The sequence below is a fragment of the Mesorhizobium sp. M1403 genome (genome assembly GCF_040317695.1).
In the GTDB taxonomy this organism is placed as follows: Bacteria; Pseudomonadota; Alphaproteobacteria; order Rhizobiales; family Rhizobiaceae; genus Mesorhizobium.
This window is the reverse complement of record NZ_JAMYKY010000023.1, coordinates 38,289-52,892: the sequence shown is the minus strand read 5'-3', so window position 1 is coordinate 52,892 and position 14,604 is coordinate 38,289. Positions and strand designations below refer to the sequence as shown.

Sequence of the window (14,604 nt, the reverse complement as noted above, 5' to 3'; positions counted from 1 at the left end):
CTCCTGTCAAGCTCTGGTGGACGTTATCGTTCGTTCCCTTCTTGCGTCTTTTTTTGATTGTGTTGGAAAAGCTGGTCGTTGCGCAAGGCCGTCGGCGCCACAATGCTGCCGAAGCGGATGCAGGCGCAAAACGGCGTGGTGCCCAAATTGGTGAAGATGTGGCGGGACCGGCCGCGTCATGACTGCCGAACGATTGCTGCCGAGGCAGTGATCCACGGATCGATCGCCGGTCTTGAGGTGCAAACCATCAAAGTCCCATGATCTCGGCTGTTGGCTCTGTAATTTGCCAGAGCCACTTTCATGAGATGAAATTATATATACCAACGTTCACGTGGCGCAACGATTAACGCCGGTGCCAATTTCACGGCCCGTCTTTTTGCATGAACCCTTAGATCGGTTCGAAAAAAGCCAAGGTTGCCAGTCATCGGGTTACCAGCCGCGACGACAGGATATCGACACAATGCAGCAGACCAGAGCGCCTTATTTCCTCGCCAACCGCGGTATCGCCGTCGGCTTCTGACCCTTTCAACACCAGATCGTCTCCGAGGCTTGCATGACCTCTTCCTTGAACAGACTGCGCATTGCCGTGCTCTTTGGCGGACGTTCCGCCGAGCATGACGTTTCGGTGCTTTCAGCAACCAATGTCATGCGTGCGCTGCTGCCTGCCAAATACGATGCCGTCCCAATCTTCGTCACGCGCGAAGGACAGTGGCTGCTGAGCAGTTTTGAGGATGGTAAGCTCGCGAAACCTGCAGGCGGCACGGAAGTTTGCCTGCTTCCGGGTGGGCGCGGACGGATGATGGCGATCCCGGCCGACGGCACGTCCTATGATCTGCCAACGATCGACATCCTGTTTCCCGTCCTGCACGGCCCCCATGGCGAAGACGGCTCGGTACAGGGGGTGGCCGAGGTGGCTCTGGTGCCGCTCGCCGGCTGCGGCATCCTGGGTTCAGCAACCGCACTGGACAAGGATATCACCAAGCGGCTCCTGAAAGCGGCGGGTCTGCCAATCGCGCGCTCAGTGACGGTCTATGAAGGTGCGGCGCCTGCCCTCGCCATACTAGAAAGCGAACTCGGCCTGCCGTTCTTCATCAAACCTGCGCGTCAGGGATCGTCTGTCGGCGTCGGAAAGATCAATGCCAGCCAGGAATTCGATGGAGCGCTTGCTGAAGCCTTCCAGCACGATTGCAAGCTGTTGGCCGAGGAATTCGTTCATGGGCGCGAGATCGAATATAGCGTGTTGGAGGACCCGGCAGGCGACCTGTTCGTCTCGCGGCCAGGCGAGATCGTGCCGGCGGAAAGCCACGGTTTCTACAGCTACGATGCCAAATACATCGACGAGAAAGGCGCGGCGCTAAAAGTGCCGGCCGAACTGCCGCCCGAGGTCGAGGCAAGCATGCGGGATGTGGCTGCAAGGGCTTTCAGAGCCGTCGGCTGTGACGGGATGGCGCGCATCGACTTTTTCCTGACACCGGACATGCAATTCTTGGTCAATGAAATCAACACCATCCCCGGCTTCACCGATATCAGCATGTACTCCAAGGCAATGGCGGCAAGCGGCGTCAGCTATTCCGAAATCATCGACCGGCTCGTGGAACATGGATTGGCGCGGGCCGGCCGAGCAGCCTGAATGCAGCGAAGCGGCTTTCAGATCCGGCGGATGGAACGTTGGCCTGTGTCGTATCTCACGACATGATCAGGCCGCCATCGACATTGATGGTCTGCCCGGTGATGTAGGCCGCATCGTCGCTGGCGAGGAAGCTGACCAGGCCGGAGACGTCCTCGCCGCTGCCGGCGCGGCCCATCGGGATGTTCTCCACCCATTCGGCCATCAGCTCGCCGGGCTTGTAGTCGCCCATCAACTTGCCCCACGCGGCGTCGTTATAGGCCCACATATCGGTGTCGATGATGCCGGGGCAGATCGCGTTGACGGTGATCTTCTCCTTGGCCACTTCCTTGGCGAGGCTCTGGGTGATGCCGACGACGCCGAATTTCGAGGCGGCGTAATGCGGCGTGTAGATAAAACCCTGCCGCGCCTGGCCGGATGCCGTGTTGATCAGCCGGCCGCCGTCGCCATGCTTGCGGATGCGCGCGATCGCCTCCTGGCAGCACAGGAACACGCCCTTGGTGTTGACCGCCATCACCTTGTCCCATTCGGCCTCGGTCATCGCCTCGATCCTGGCGATGGTGATGACACCGGCATTCTGCACGGAGATGTCGATGCGGCCGAATTGTTGCTCGGCCAGGTCGTAAAGCGCGACGACCTCTTCCTTTTTGGTCACGTCCATGCGCATCCACGCGACCTTGGCGCCCGCAGTCTTCAGATCGGCGGCAACCTCTTCGACGCGCGCGTCGATGGCGCTGACGACGACCGCAGCACCTTCCGCCGCGAAGCGCCTGGCCATTGCCGCGCCAATGCCGCCGCTCGCGCCGGTGATGACCGCCGTTTTTCCCTGGAATCGCTTCTGCATTTTTTCTCCTACCAGCAGACGAAGCCGCCATCGACGATCAGGTCGATGCCGGTGACGAAACTCGCGGCGCGGCTGGCCAGGAACACGGTCGGGCCGACCATCTCTTCCGGCGCCGCCATGCGGCCCATCGGCGTGTCGCGCTCGAAGATCCTGACCTGGTCGGCGACCTCCGGTCGCTTGTTCATCGGGGTCAGCGTATAGCCGGGGCTGACGACGTTGACGCGTAGACCGCGATCGGCCCATTCCATGGCGAGGCTCTTCGACATGTGGATGACCGCGGCCTTCGACGAGTTGTAATGCGCCTGCGTCAGGCCGCGGTTGACAATCGAGCCCGACATCGAGGCGATGTTGATGATCGAGCCCTTGCGCCGCGTCAGCATGACACGGGCCTCGGCCTGGCAGGACAGGAACACGCCGCTGACATTGACGTCGTAGAGCTTCTGCCACTTTTCCAGCGACAGCGTCTCTGCCGGCTCAGCTCCGGCGATTCCGGCATTGTTGACGGCGACCGTCAGCGCGCCGAGCTCGGCCTCGGTACGCTCGATCGCAGCCGCCAGATCGGCCTCTGAGGTCACCGTTCCAGTCAGCACCAGTGCCTTGCGGCCGCGTGCTGTGATCTGGTGTGCGGTCTCCTCCAGCCCGCCTTTGGAGGCGTGGCCGAAGCAGGCTATGTCGGCGCCGGCCTCGGCCAGGCCGATGGCGATTGCTTGCCCGATGCCGCTGCCGGCGCCTGTCACAAGTGCCACGTCACCATGAAGATCGAATAGTTTCATCGTCGGTCCCTCTCCTCCAACCGCCGTCCTCCGGAAATAAAGGGGCGCCAACTCTGTTGCTGGCGCCCCGCGCGGTCTGGTGCCCGGGAGGATACCACCTGCTGCGCTTTGTTTCGATGGGCTGTCCTAGCTCGTGGCGAGTTCCATGACGGCGACATTGCTCGCGTCACTGCGGTCGAGAATGCCGCGCTGACGGCCGCGGCTCAGCACGAGCACGCGATGCGACAGGCCGAGCACTTCCTCGAGGTCGGAACTCACCACCACCACCGCCATGCCGGAACGGGCAAGGTCGGCGATGACATCGTAGATCGCGGCGCGGGCACCAACGTCGATGCCGCGCGTCGGCTCGTCCAGGATAAACACCTTGGGCGGGCGCGACACCCATTTGGCAATGATCACCTTCTGCTGGTTGCCGCCTGAAAGCTTGCTGACCGCCTGGTTCGGCCGGCCTTTGACGCCGAGCCGGCGAATACCGGCCTCGGCGAATTTCTGCACCGCCTTCGGGAACACCCAGCCATTCGGCGCGACATGGTCGAAATTGCCGATCGCCAGATTCTCGCCGATCGTCTGGTCGAGCACCACGCCTTGCGCCTTGCGGTCTTCCGGCACCAGCACGACGCCGGCCTTGATCGCCGCCGCCGGCCCATTGAGATGCACCGGCTTGCCGGCGACGCGCACCGAGCCCGATGAGATCGGATCGGCACCGGCGATCGCCCGCACCAGCTCCGTGCGGCCGGCACCGATCAGGCCGGCAATGCCGAGGATTTCGCCGGCCCGCACCGAAAAGCTGACATTTTGGAAACTGCGTTCCGGCGAGGACAGGTTCTCGACCTCGAGCAGCGTGTCGTTGCGGGGCGCCGACAAAGTCGGGAACATCCGCTCGACGCTGCGGCCGACCATCTGCTCGACAACGGTGCGCACCGGAATGTCGGCGCGCTCGTGCCGCGCGACGATGCGCCCGTCGCGCATCACCACCACACGGTCGGCGATTTGGGCGATTTCGTCCAGCCGGTGGCTGATATAGATGAAGGACATGCCTTCCGCCTTGAGCTTGCGGATTTGCTGGAACAGGAGCTCCGTTTCCTCGCCGCCAAGGGCGGCCGTCGGTTCATCGAAGATCAGCAGCTCGGCATTGAGCGTCAGCGCCTTGGCAATCTCGACCTGCTGCTGGGCGGCGATACGCAGCGTGCGCACCTTGCGCTCGGGCGAGACATCGAGCCCGAGGCGCTTCAACTGGGCTGATGCCCGTGCATTCATTGCCGCGCGGTCGATGCGGCCGCCGCGCATCGGCAGGCGCCCGACATAGACGTTTTCGGCGACCGACAGATCCGGCAGCAGCTTCAGCTCCTGGTGGATCATGCCGATGCCGGCGTCGATCGCCGCGGCAGGATTGGCGGGGGAATAAGCGTTCCCCCGCCAGGTGATGGTGCCGGCATCGGGCTTGGTCGACCCGGCGATGATGTTCGAGACGGTGGACTTGCCGGCGCCGTTTTCGCCAAGCAGCGCCACGACCTCGCCCGGCCGCACCTCGAAGCTCGCATCGGCCAGGACCTGCACCGGTCCGTAGCTTTTGCAGAGGCCGCTGACGACGAGACCCAGATTGGGGCTGTGCGTGTGGCGAGGTTCGGTGGACATTGTTGCGCTCGTCGACTGCCGGACTGGTCTAAATCAGGGATGCTTGGCGATGAACTGCTCGACATTGTCCTTGGTGGTCAGCGTCGCATCCTGCAGCTGTTCTGCGGGAATGGTCTCGCCGGCCACCAGCTTGATTGCCGCATCGACGGCAAGCCGGCCCATGCCCTGGGTCTGCTGCGTCGCCGTCACGTCGAAGACGCCGTCCTTCAGCGCCTTGAGCGCCGCCACGTCGCCGTCGAAGCCGGCAACCCAGACCTTGTGGCCGGGATTGGCGACCTTGACCGCCTGCGCCGCACCGAGCGCCAGCGCATCGGCCTGGCCGATGACGATCGACACGTCGGGATGCGACTGCAACAGATCCTGCGTCAGCTTGAAACCTTCGTCCTGGTGCCAGCCTTCGCTCCACAATTCGCCGACGACCTTGATGTCGGGATAGCCCTTCAGCGCTTCGCCGCAGCCCTTCGAGCGATCGACCTCGGGCGTCGTACCCTTCTGGCCGTGGATGATGATCAGCTCGCCCTTGCCGCCGGCCTGCTTGGCGATGTAGTCGCAAACCGCTTTCGCCGATGCCACGCTATTGGTGGCGATGAAGGTGTCGCCGGGCGCGCCGTCGGCGTTGCGGTCGACATTGATGACTGGGATGCTGGCAGCCTTGGCCGTCTTGGTCGGCACGGTGGCGGCGGTGGCGCCGGCCGGAATGTAGATCAGCGCATCGATATTCTGCGTGATCAGATCCTGCACCTGGCTGACCTGGGTCGCCGAATCGCCCTTGGCGTCGACGGTGACGACCTCGATGCCCTTTTCCTTGCCGTAGGCTTCGACGGACTGCTTGATCTGGTTGAAGAAGTCGGCCTGCAGATTGGCGACGGCGAGGCCGAGCTTCTTGGCTTCCTTGGCCGAGGCCATGTCGGACAGGCTAAGCAGCGGGATGATGGCCGCGGCGGCAAGCAGCAATGAACGTTTAGTCAGCATGTTATTCCTCCGTTGATGTTCAATCTGTCCTGCCCGCGCATCGCGGCGCCCCGTGGCCGAACAACTCCCAGTTTCGGATCACCGATCCGTTTTCGCCCGAATATCCGGGTGAATCTCATTGAGCCCAATTCTTCATTGTGCCCCATTTTTCATTGTGCTCTGCGCCGCCAGGTGTCGGTGGCCACCGCCAGCGCGATCACCACGCCGATAACCACTTGCTGGATGAAGGGCGAGACACCGAGCAGGTTCAGTCCGTTGCGCAGCACGCCGATGATGAGGACGCCGATGGCTGTGCCGCCGATCGAACCGACGCCGCCCGACAGGCTGGCGCCGCCGATAACCACCGCCGCGATGGTGTCGAGCTCGTAGCCAAGGCCGGAGCTCGGCTGGACGGAATCGAGCCGGGCGGCAAGCACGATGCCGGCGAGACCGGCCAGCACGGCGCAGATCGTATAGACCCAGTTTGTCAGCGACTTGACCGGTATGCCGGACAGCCGGGCGACTTCGGCGCTGCCGCCGATTGCGTAGAGGCTGCGGCCGGTGGCGCGATAATTCAGGAAGATCGCGAAAATGACGGCAAGCACGATCATCAGCCCGACGGTGACCGACAGGAAGCCGAAATGGCGGATGATCGACAGGCTGGTGAACCAGTCGGGAAAGCCGACGATCTGCGAGCCGTCGGTGATCATATTGGCGAGACCGCGCGCCACCGACATCATGGCCAGCGTGGCGATGAAGGGCGGCAGCTTGGTGACCGTCACCAGCAGGCCCGAAACCAGCCCGCAAAGGCCGGCGACGACGAGGGCTGCGGCGATGCCGGCCGGCAGGCCGAGATTGAGATAGTCCGGATGGGCGACGAAGCCCATCACCATGGAAGCCAGCGCCAGCACCGAGCCAACGGACAGGTCGATGCCGCCGATCAGGATGACCAGCGTCATGCCGATCGCCATGATGCCGAGTACGGTAACCTGGTCGAGCACGTTGAGGATGTTGCGGATGGTCAGGAACGTATCGGTGGTCAGCGAGAGCGCCAGGCACAGCAGGACCAGCCCGATCAGCGGGCCCATGGTTCCGGCAAAGACAGCCGAAAACTTTGCGCCCGTCGTGGCCTGCGTACCAGAGCCTGCTTTCAACTCGCTTGCGTCGTTGCTCACAGCCACTTCGTCTCCTCCACAGCAATCCGGCGCTGCATCACCGGGCCACTTTGTTCACCAGGCCCCTCCATGTGAACAATTTATCTTTAACATGCAATTTTGTTCAGCTAAACTGTTCGTCGGAAAATTGTCAAGGCCTGCCGTTTCATTCGACGACGGTTTGCGCTGTCCGCCGGTTTGCCTTACGCAAGGTCTCGGAAATCTTGGGCATTTCGAAGTCGCCGGATTGGAATATCATGAGCAGAGCCGGCGGCTGCGGCAAGGCAAACAGATGACGATCGTAGAGAACGAAAGAGCCTCGCGCTTTCCCGACGCCGAACTCAAGGCCCGCGCCGCCTGGCACTATTATGTCGAGGGTCTTACACAGGAGCGGATTTCCGAAATTCTCGGCGTCGGCCGCATCAAGGTACATCGCATTCTCTCCGCCGCCCGCGAAGAGGGTGTCGTCCAGTTTCGCATCCGCGACAGCGTCGTCGAATGCGTGGTTTTGGAGGAAAGCCTCAAGCAGAGGTTCGGGCTCAGCCAGGCTGTTGTGGTGCCGTCGGCTGCCGACCGAAGCAACGCACCGCTGATGATCGGCCACGCCGCCGCCGCCTATCTGGCCGACCATGTGAATGCCGGCGATGTCATTGCGCTGGGCTGGGGGCGGACGCTGAAATTCGCCATCAATGAGTTGCCAAGGCGGCCTATCGCCAGGACCACGGTGGTTTCGATGCTTGGCGGCCTGACCCATGCACAGCCGCTCAACCCGACAGAAAGCGCCTGGGATTTCGCCGAGAAGATCGGTGCGGAGTGCTTCCTGCTGCCGGTGCCGGTCTATGCCGACCGGCCGGAACAGCGCGACGCGTTCATGAGCCAGCGCAGCGTTCAGGACGTTGTCTTCCGTGCACGCCGGGCAAACATTGCCGTGCTCAGCGTCGGCTCGTTTTCCAACGACAGCCCGATCGCCAATTACGGCTTCATCAAGCCAAGCGAACTCGAGGAACTGCAGGCGGCCGGCGCCGTCGGCGATATTCTGTGTCATTTCATCGACGCCGAGGGCCGCCCGGTCGACCACGAGGTGAACCGCCGCGTCTGTGCCTATCCGCTGCAGGATCTGTCGGATATCCCGAGCATCATCCTGGTGTCGGGAGGGCAGGAAAAGATTGCCATCATGCGGGCAGCACTCGCCAACACCAAGGTATCGGTTCTGATCACCGACGAGGATGCGGCAAAGGGGCTGCTCAACCGCTAGTCGCGTTGAGAGCACTCAGCCGCACGTGGATATCGCGCGTCGCTTGATAGAGATCGCGGTAGATTGCCTTGCGGCCGCGATAGCCGGCAACAAGTCCATCGACCGGGTCGACATGCATGGTGGGAGCGGCAGCCATTGCCTTTGCGGCGGCTTCCGGCGAGGCAAACCAGCCGACCGCGGCGGCCGCCAGCATGGCGGCGCCGAGTGCGGCGGCTTCGTTGACCGGCGAAACCGAGATCGGCCGCTCGAGCACGCTTGCCATGATCTGCATGAGGAGTACGCAATTGGTGCCGCCGCCGGCGGCAATCATCGCCGCCTGTCCGCCGGCCTGGGCTTCCATGGCCTCGGTGGCAACGGCCTGCTCGAAGGCGATGCCTTCCAGGACAGCGCGGAAAAGATGCTCCGGCCGGTGGTCGAGCGACAGGCCGACAATGGCGCCACGCGCGGCACCATCCCAATAGGGGCTCATGACGCCGGCCCAATAGGGCATGACGAGCAGGCCCTCGCTGCCAGCGGCAACCTCCAGCGCCGCTTTCTCCAGTGCTGCCGCCGACGGCGAACCGGTCGTGCGGACAATCCAGTCGACCAGTTGCATGCCCGAACGCAGCACTGTCTCCAGCATGAAACCGGAACCGGTCGGCGAGACCAGCGTGCGAAAGGCGTCCGAGGTTTTCACCTTGCCGGAATAGCAGCCGCTGACCACGCCGGAGCCGAGCGAGAGATAGCTCTTGCCTTCGCCGTAGACGCCCATGCCGAGGCCCATCGCCTGGCCGTCCCCAGCGCCGGCAACGACCGGCGTGCCGGCCCTCAGGCCGGTCAGTTGCGCCGCGGTTGCGGAAAGCCCGCCGCAAATTGCGCCCGGCGCGACCAGGTCGGGCAATTGCTCCATCTGCAGTCCGGCGGCCGCAACGAGGCGGGGATGCCAGGTACCTCTCTCGACGTCGAGGAGCCCGAGCGGATCCGCACTTGCGGTGCAGGTGACCAATCGCCCGGTCAGCCGCTGGACGAAGAAACCGTGCACGTCGACCAGTGCCGCTGCCTGGTGAAGCACCTGAGGCTGGTGTTCGGCAAGCCAGGCGATGGCGTAGAGCGCCGGCGTCGGGTCCGGCGGCTTGCCGCTCCAGTCGCGGATCGCCTCGCGGCCGAGTTCGGCCGAAAGCCTGATAACCTGCGGCCGGGCGCGTTCGTCCAGCCACAGGATCGCCGGAATAAGTGGTTTGCCGGCGCTGTCGACCAGCGTGAAGGTCTCGCGCTGGTGGGCAATGGAGATCGCCGCCACGCGGAAAGCGCCGACCGCCTCAGTGACCTGCTTCAATGCGCCAAGCAGCGCCGTCCACCAATGTTCGGCGTCCTGCTCGAAATGGCTGGGCTTCGGATTTGAAAGCGGATAAGTCTCGCGCGCCTGGAACAGCTCCTCGCCGTCGCGGGTGAAGGCAATCGCCTTCACGGCCGTGGTCGAGGCGTCGATCCCGATTACGATATCGTCCATCAGGCGGAGATCCGGCGGGGTCAAGCCGCGTTGGTAGCGAACCGTCCGTCCGACTGATCGAGACGACGGCGGATCTGGGTTATCACCATCGAATCGTCGGGTACACAATTTTCATAGGTCAGGAAATCGCCGATCTTGAGCGGCTTGACCACCTTGGCCCGTTCGGCAAGGCCGAGCGGCAGCGCGCCCCGGGCGCGTGCATCTTCCCATGTCATGGCGAAGCCGCGATAGTCGTTCTCGCCGATCATGCCGAGCGACTGGCCGACGCCAAGATCGCTCTTGGCAACCGCCACCGCCTCGGCGACCGGACGGTCGAGCGGCTCCATGTCGGCCCGTTTGTAGACGACGGCGCGCGCCGCCGACAGCGGCACTTCCAGGCTGGTCAGATGATAGGGCCGGAAGATCGTGAAATAGGGGCCTTTGCCGACCTTGAGGTCGATCATGCGCTCCAGCACGCGCGGATGCTGGGTCTCGATGATGCAGAACACGCCGGGCGCCACGCCCTTGCCGATCGAATAATCGACCACGCCCTTGCGGTGCAGCACGCCGCCGTCCTCGCGCGGGCAGAGCACGCTGGCGAGCTCCTCCAGCGTTGCGGTTGGGCCGTGCATGCCCGGCACGTCGGGCACCAGGCCGGTGGCATTGGCGATCGCCACCATTTCGATGGCCGTCTTCGAGCCGTCGACGAATTCGACCAGCATGCGCGCATTCATGTTGCGCTCGGCCGCTTCTTTCTCGTAATCGGCCGGCATGGCGTCGATCTTCAGCGGATTGTTCTTGCCCTTGCCGGCGGCGATGATGTTGAAGCCGAGGCTTTTGGCAAAGCCGATGATCTCCAGCGTGCAGGCCGGCTCGTCGCCGGCGGCACCGGTATAGACGACGCCGGCCTTGCGTGCCTCGTCCTTGAGGAAGCGGCCGATCGTGATGTCGGCCTCGACATTGAGCATGACGATGTGCTTGCCGTTCTTCATCACTTCCAGCGCGAACAGCGTGCCGATATTGGGATTGCCCGTCGCGTCGATGATGACGTCGATCCGGCCAGCCGCCGCCAGCGCGTGCAAATCTTCGGTCACCGCAATCTTGCCGGCCTCGATGGCGCGGTCGATCGCCGCCGCATTGCCGGCCTGGACGATGTCGGAACGGTCGTGGCCAGCGAGCAGCGCCGCGTCGATCGCTGCCTGCGGCCTGACCTCGGAAATAGCGCCGATCCGCATGCCCGGCATCAGTGCCACCTGGACGACGATGTCGGTGCCCATCTGACCGGCGCCGGCAAGCCCGATGGTGATCGGCCCCTGCTGTTCAGCGCGCTGCAGAAGTTCCGCTGCAAATTGCGGATGGGACATGTCGCTTCCTCCAGTTCTTGACGCGCCGCAGCGTCCAAATCAACGTTTTGAACATTCCTATTTCCAAATGAAAAATATTTCAACCTGCAATTGGGACATTCCCGCTCTGGAATGGCCGATCGCTTGGGGTCAGCTGCCGGTCAGGGCACGACCTCTGCAGGTAGCCGGACGGCGCCGACCGATGCGGGTTGCTCGACGTTGCCTTGAGGTGGCGCGGTCTCTACCTCAGCTGCCGATCTCGAAGAAGGGCGCGCCGAGCAGGTCGGGAACGACATCGATGCCAAGTCCCGGCCCGTCCGGAATGCCCATGCGGCTGCCCGAGACCGGCGGCATATTGGATGCGGTGCGCACCGTCACCCATTCGTGGAAGGCGATGGCGTGCAGCCGGCGCTCCTCGGGCGTCGACAGCGACAGATGCGCCATGGCCGATGTGTCGATCTCGGCGCCGCCAGTGTCCTCGACGGTGATCATGAAGCCGAGATCGACGGCGAGGTCGCGGATTTGGCGCGTTTTGGTCACTCCTCCGAGCCGCGAGATCTTCAGCGTCAGCCCGTCGGCAGCGCCCTTGCGGTGGATGTCGAGCATGTCGTCCAGCGAGGCGACGGATTCGTCGAGCACCATCGGTTTGTCAAGCGAGCGGCGCACCGACATGCATTCGTCGATCGTCGTGCAGGGCTGTTCGAACGTGTAGTCGATGGTGCGCGTCGCATCCACGAACTGGCGTGCCTGGTAAGGCGTCCAGCCGGCATTGGCGTCGCAGAAGATGACGGTGCCCTTCGGCACCGCGGCGGCGACGGCTGTGACGCGTTCGATGTCGTCATGGACGTTGCCGCCGACCTTGACCTGCAGTCGATGAAAGCCGTCTTTGACGATGCGCTTGGCAAGTGCAGCCATCGCGTCGACCGTGCCATGGGTGACGACCTTGTAGAGTTCGGCCGTCTCGCTCTCGCGTCCGCCAAGCAACGTAACCAGCGGCACGTCGGCGGCGCGCGCCGCGAGATCCGAGCATGCCATGTCGAGCGCCGACTTGACGTAGGGATGGCCCTTGAACACCGTATCCATGAGCCTGTTGATCCCGGCAAGCCCGCGTGGGTCATGGCCCATGAGATGCGGCGCGATCTCGACGACGCCGGCGCGCGTGCCGGCGGCGAACGCCGGCGAGTAAAAATTGCCGAGCGGCGCCATCTCGCCCCAGCCGGTGAGCCCGCTATCTGCGGTGACGGCGACGATCACAGCGTCGAACGCATCGGCGACGCGCCCCTTCGACATCCGGTAAGGTCCGTCCACAAAGGGCTGCACGACATGGTAGGCTTTGATGGTTTTGATCTGCACGTCTTCTGTCCGTTGTCTGTGTTCCGGGATGACCGCCAAACTTGTCGGGCTCAGCCGCCTTTGGGCCGATTGCGCGTTAGGCCGGCACGATCCGCGCCGGCGCCCTTTGAGCCACGCTCTTCCAACTCGCGCGCATAGGCGAGCAGTTCCTCGAAATCCAAATCGATATGCTCCTTGGCGTGGCGCTGTGCAGCGCGCATGTCGCTGCCCTTGAGCAACTGCACATAGCTTTCGTGAGCGTCTTCGGCAGGCACCGGCTCGTTGCGCGCCCGCTGGTGCAGCGCAAAATACATCTGCAGCCGGCTGGCCAGCCGTTGCCAGGTCTCCAGCAGCACCGAATTGTCGGCCCATTCGTGGATCAGGCCATGCAGTTGCAGCGCCGTTTCGATCTGTCGCGTCGTGTCCAGTTCGCGCGTCGCCTGCTTCACCGCCGCATGCCGCCGGTCCATCTCGTCGAAGAAGCGCTGGTCGCGAAGCGGCCAGGTCCGCTCGATAGCGAATTCGTCCAGCACCTTGTTGAACGAATAGGCATCGTCGATGTCCTTGGCGGTCACCTCGATGACGAAGGTTCCGGCGTAGGGGATGCTGGTCAGGATGCCTTCCTGCACCAGTTCGCGCATCGCCTCGCGCAGCGGCGCACGGCTCACCCGCATCTGCTCGGAAATCCTAAGTTCGTTGAGCTTCTGCCCCGGTTCCAGCTGGCCGGTCAGGATCGCGCGCCGGAGCAGCGCCACGATCTCGGCCCGGCGTGTCGTATCCGCGATCGGACTGAAATCCAGCGTTGCCATCCGGCTGCTCCAGGAGACCAAAAGCAACACAGCAGATTGTCGACAATCTAGCAAGAGGTAATTGCGGGTACAGGTTCTCCGCTGGCCAGCTGCTTGCGGCAGACGGGTACGTCACGGCGCGCTCTACTTGCGCCTTCATGGCTCCTGCCAAGGTCGAGTGTGCCGATGAGGCCGATCTTGCCGACCCTGCTCAGCAAAAACGGCGCCCTCGGCGTGGGAGCCGAAGGCGCCGCGGGACCGGACCTGATGGGGGTTATCAGGTGGCCGGTTTCTGGGGTAGCGGCGAGACCGGCATTCCCGGACCGATCTTCTGCAGATTGCCGGTGATCACCTGGTCGCCTTCGGCTACGCCGCTCAAGATGGCCACCTGATCGCCATTGGTCGGTCCGAGCGAAACGATGCGCTGGTCGACGGTGTTGTCCTTGCCGACGACATAGAGGTATTTGCCGAGCTGGCCTGAGCCGAGTGCCGTCTGCGGTACCATCAGCGCATCGGGCTGCTCTTTGACGTGCAGCCGGACGCGGACATACTGGCCGGGCAGCAGGGTGAACTTGCCGTTGCCGACCGTCGCCCGTGCCGTGATCGTGCCGGTCGAGCGATCGATCGTGTTGTCCATGAAGGTAAGATCGCCCTTCTGGCGCGGTTCGGTTTCACCGGGAAGCAGGACGTCGACACTGATCGGTCCCGCGGCCCGAGCTTCCTCGATCTGGGTCAGGTCCGTTTCGCTCGGATTGAAGGTGACGTAGATCGGATCGAGCTGCACCAGCGAGTTGAGCACCGTGCCGGCAACGCTGACCAGCGTTCCGACGGAAGCCTGGCTGCGTCCGATGCGTCCCGCGAATGGAGCACGGATTTCGGTATAGCTCAAATTGAGCTCGGCGGTTCGCAAGGCGGCCTGGTTCACGGCGAGCGAGGCCTGAGCCTCGCGCAAGGTGCTGGTGCGCTGGTCGAACACGTCCTTGGCGAGATAGCCGCTCTTGGCGAGCTCGCTGCCGCGCCCGAGATTGGAGCGCGCATAGTCGAGTGTTGCCGTGTCGCGCTGGATAAGCGCCTTCGCCTGCTCCAGGGCAGCCTGGAAATCCTCCGGGGCGATCTTGTAGAGAAGGTCGCCCTTTGCAACATCGCCGCCGTCGGTGGCGACCTGCTCCTGCAGATAGCCCGGCACGCGCGCCTGCAGCGTAATGCTGCGGATCGGCTCTACCCGGGCGGCGTAGTCGAGATAGATCGGGATCGTCTTCTTGACGACGCTCACCACCGGCACCGGCATGACAAAGGCTTCCGGCTTGGGTGTCGCCGCCCCGGCCGTGCCGGCGTTGAGGCTGAGACTGCCCATGTCGAGCAAGTGAACGCTCGCTATCGAAATCGCCCCAAGGGCGACGGCCGTTCCCAGCGCGATTTTCCATTTACGCATGA

General features: G+C 63.6%; 13 protein-coding genes. 3 read left to right on the top strand and 10 right to left on the bottom strand.

Translation table 11 applies throughout. The features are described 5' to 3' along the window. The first annotated feature begins 78 nt into the window (after window positions 1-78). Window positions 79-261, top strand: coding sequence for a hypothetical protein (locus tag NKH01_RS27425; RefSeq protein WP_352850419.1), 183 nt, complete (start codon window positions 79-81; stop codon window positions 259-261). 292 nt (window positions 262-553) lie between these two features. Beyond that, a complete protein-coding gene (locus NKH01_RS27420; protein ID WP_352850417.1) occupies window positions 554-1,630 on the top strand; it encodes a D-alanine--D-alanine ligase family protein in 1,077 nt (358 codons plus the stop codon). A 55-nt stretch (window positions 1,631-1,685) separates the two neighbouring features. Here the strand turns inward: NKH01_RS27420 and NKH01_RS27415 are convergent, their stop codons facing one another. From NKH01_RS27415 to NKH01_RS27395, 5 genes are all read right to left on the bottom strand, one after another. Further along, window positions 1,686-2,471: a glucose 1-dehydrogenase gene (locus tag NKH01_RS27415; protein ID WP_352845922.1), complete on the bottom strand. Its 786-nt coding sequence runs from the start codon at window positions 2,469-2,471 to the stop codon at window positions 1,686-1,688. Window positions 2,472-2,479: 8 nt separating this feature from the next. Beyond that, window positions 2,480-3,244 carry an SDR family oxidoreductase gene (locus NKH01_RS27410; protein WP_353023303.1) on the bottom strand — a complete coding sequence of 255 codons (765 nt, stop codon included), beginning with the start codon at window positions 3,242-3,244 and terminating at the stop codon, window positions 2,480-2,482. Window positions 3,245-3,370: 126 nt separating this feature from the next. Next, the gene (locus NKH01_RS27405) at window positions 3,371-4,879 is read right to left on the bottom strand and encodes a sugar ABC transporter ATP-binding protein (protein WP_023716792.1); all 1,509 of its coding nucleotides are present in this window, start codon (window positions 4,877-4,879) and stop codon (window positions 3,371-3,373) included. A 33-nt stretch (window positions 4,880-4,912) separates the two neighbouring features. After that, window positions 4,913-5,851 carry a sugar ABC transporter substrate-binding protein gene (locus tag NKH01_RS27400; RefSeq protein ID WP_352484098.1) on the bottom strand — a complete coding sequence of 313 codons (939 nt, stop codon included), beginning with the start codon at window positions 5,849-5,851 and terminating at the stop codon, window positions 4,913-4,915. Between the two features lie 149 nt (window positions 5,852-6,000). After that, window positions 6,001-6,984 carry an ABC transporter permease gene (locus tag NKH01_RS27395; protein WP_502895879.1) on the bottom strand — a complete coding sequence of 328 codons (984 nt, stop codon included), beginning with the start codon at window positions 6,982-6,984 and terminating at the stop codon, window positions 6,001-6,003. Between the two features lie 292 nt (window positions 6,985-7,276). Between NKH01_RS27395 and NKH01_RS27390 the strand changes: the two genes are divergently transcribed. Beyond that, window positions 7,277-8,239 (top strand): sugar-binding transcriptional regulator, encoded by a 963-nt coding sequence (locus NKH01_RS27390; RefSeq protein WP_031193335.1) that lies wholly within the window; start codon window positions 7,277-7,279, stop codon window positions 8,237-8,239. Here NKH01_RS27390 and NKH01_RS27385 read toward each other — a convergent pair. The 5 genes from NKH01_RS27385 to NKH01_RS27365 form a co-directional block, all read right to left on the bottom strand. Then, on the bottom strand, window positions 8,229-9,728 hold the full coding sequence (locus tag NKH01_RS27385; protein WP_353023301.1) for a xylulokinase: 1,500 nt from the start codon (window positions 9,726-9,728) through the stop codon (window positions 8,229-8,231). The genes NKH01_RS27390 and NKH01_RS27385 overlap by 11 nt on opposite strands. A gap of 20 nt (window positions 9,729-9,748) precedes the next feature. Continuing rightward, window positions 9,749-11,071 carry an NAD(P)H-dependent oxidoreductase gene (locus NKH01_RS27380; protein WP_023716797.1) on the bottom strand — a complete coding sequence of 441 codons (1,323 nt, stop codon included), beginning with the start codon at window positions 11,069-11,071 and terminating at the stop codon, window positions 9,749-9,751. A 225-nt stretch (window positions 11,072-11,296) separates the two neighbouring features. Beyond that, entirely contained in the window at window positions 11,297-12,403 is a 1,107-nt protein-coding gene (locus NKH01_RS27375; protein WP_352855969.1) for a mandelate racemase/muconate lactonizing enzyme family protein, read from the bottom strand. Between the two features lie 50 nt (window positions 12,404-12,453). Next, complete coding sequence (locus NKH01_RS27370; protein ID WP_353023298.1) at window positions 12,454-13,191, bottom strand: GntR family transcriptional regulator; 738 nt, start codon at window positions 13,189-13,191, stop codon at window positions 12,454-12,456. 256 nt (window positions 13,192-13,447) lie between these two features. Then, window positions 13,448-14,602, bottom strand: coding sequence for an efflux RND transporter periplasmic adaptor subunit (locus tag NKH01_RS27365; RefSeq protein WP_023716800.1), 1,155 nt, complete (start codon window positions 14,600-14,602; stop codon window positions 13,448-13,450). Between the last annotated feature and the right edge of the window lie 2 nt (window positions 14,603-14,604).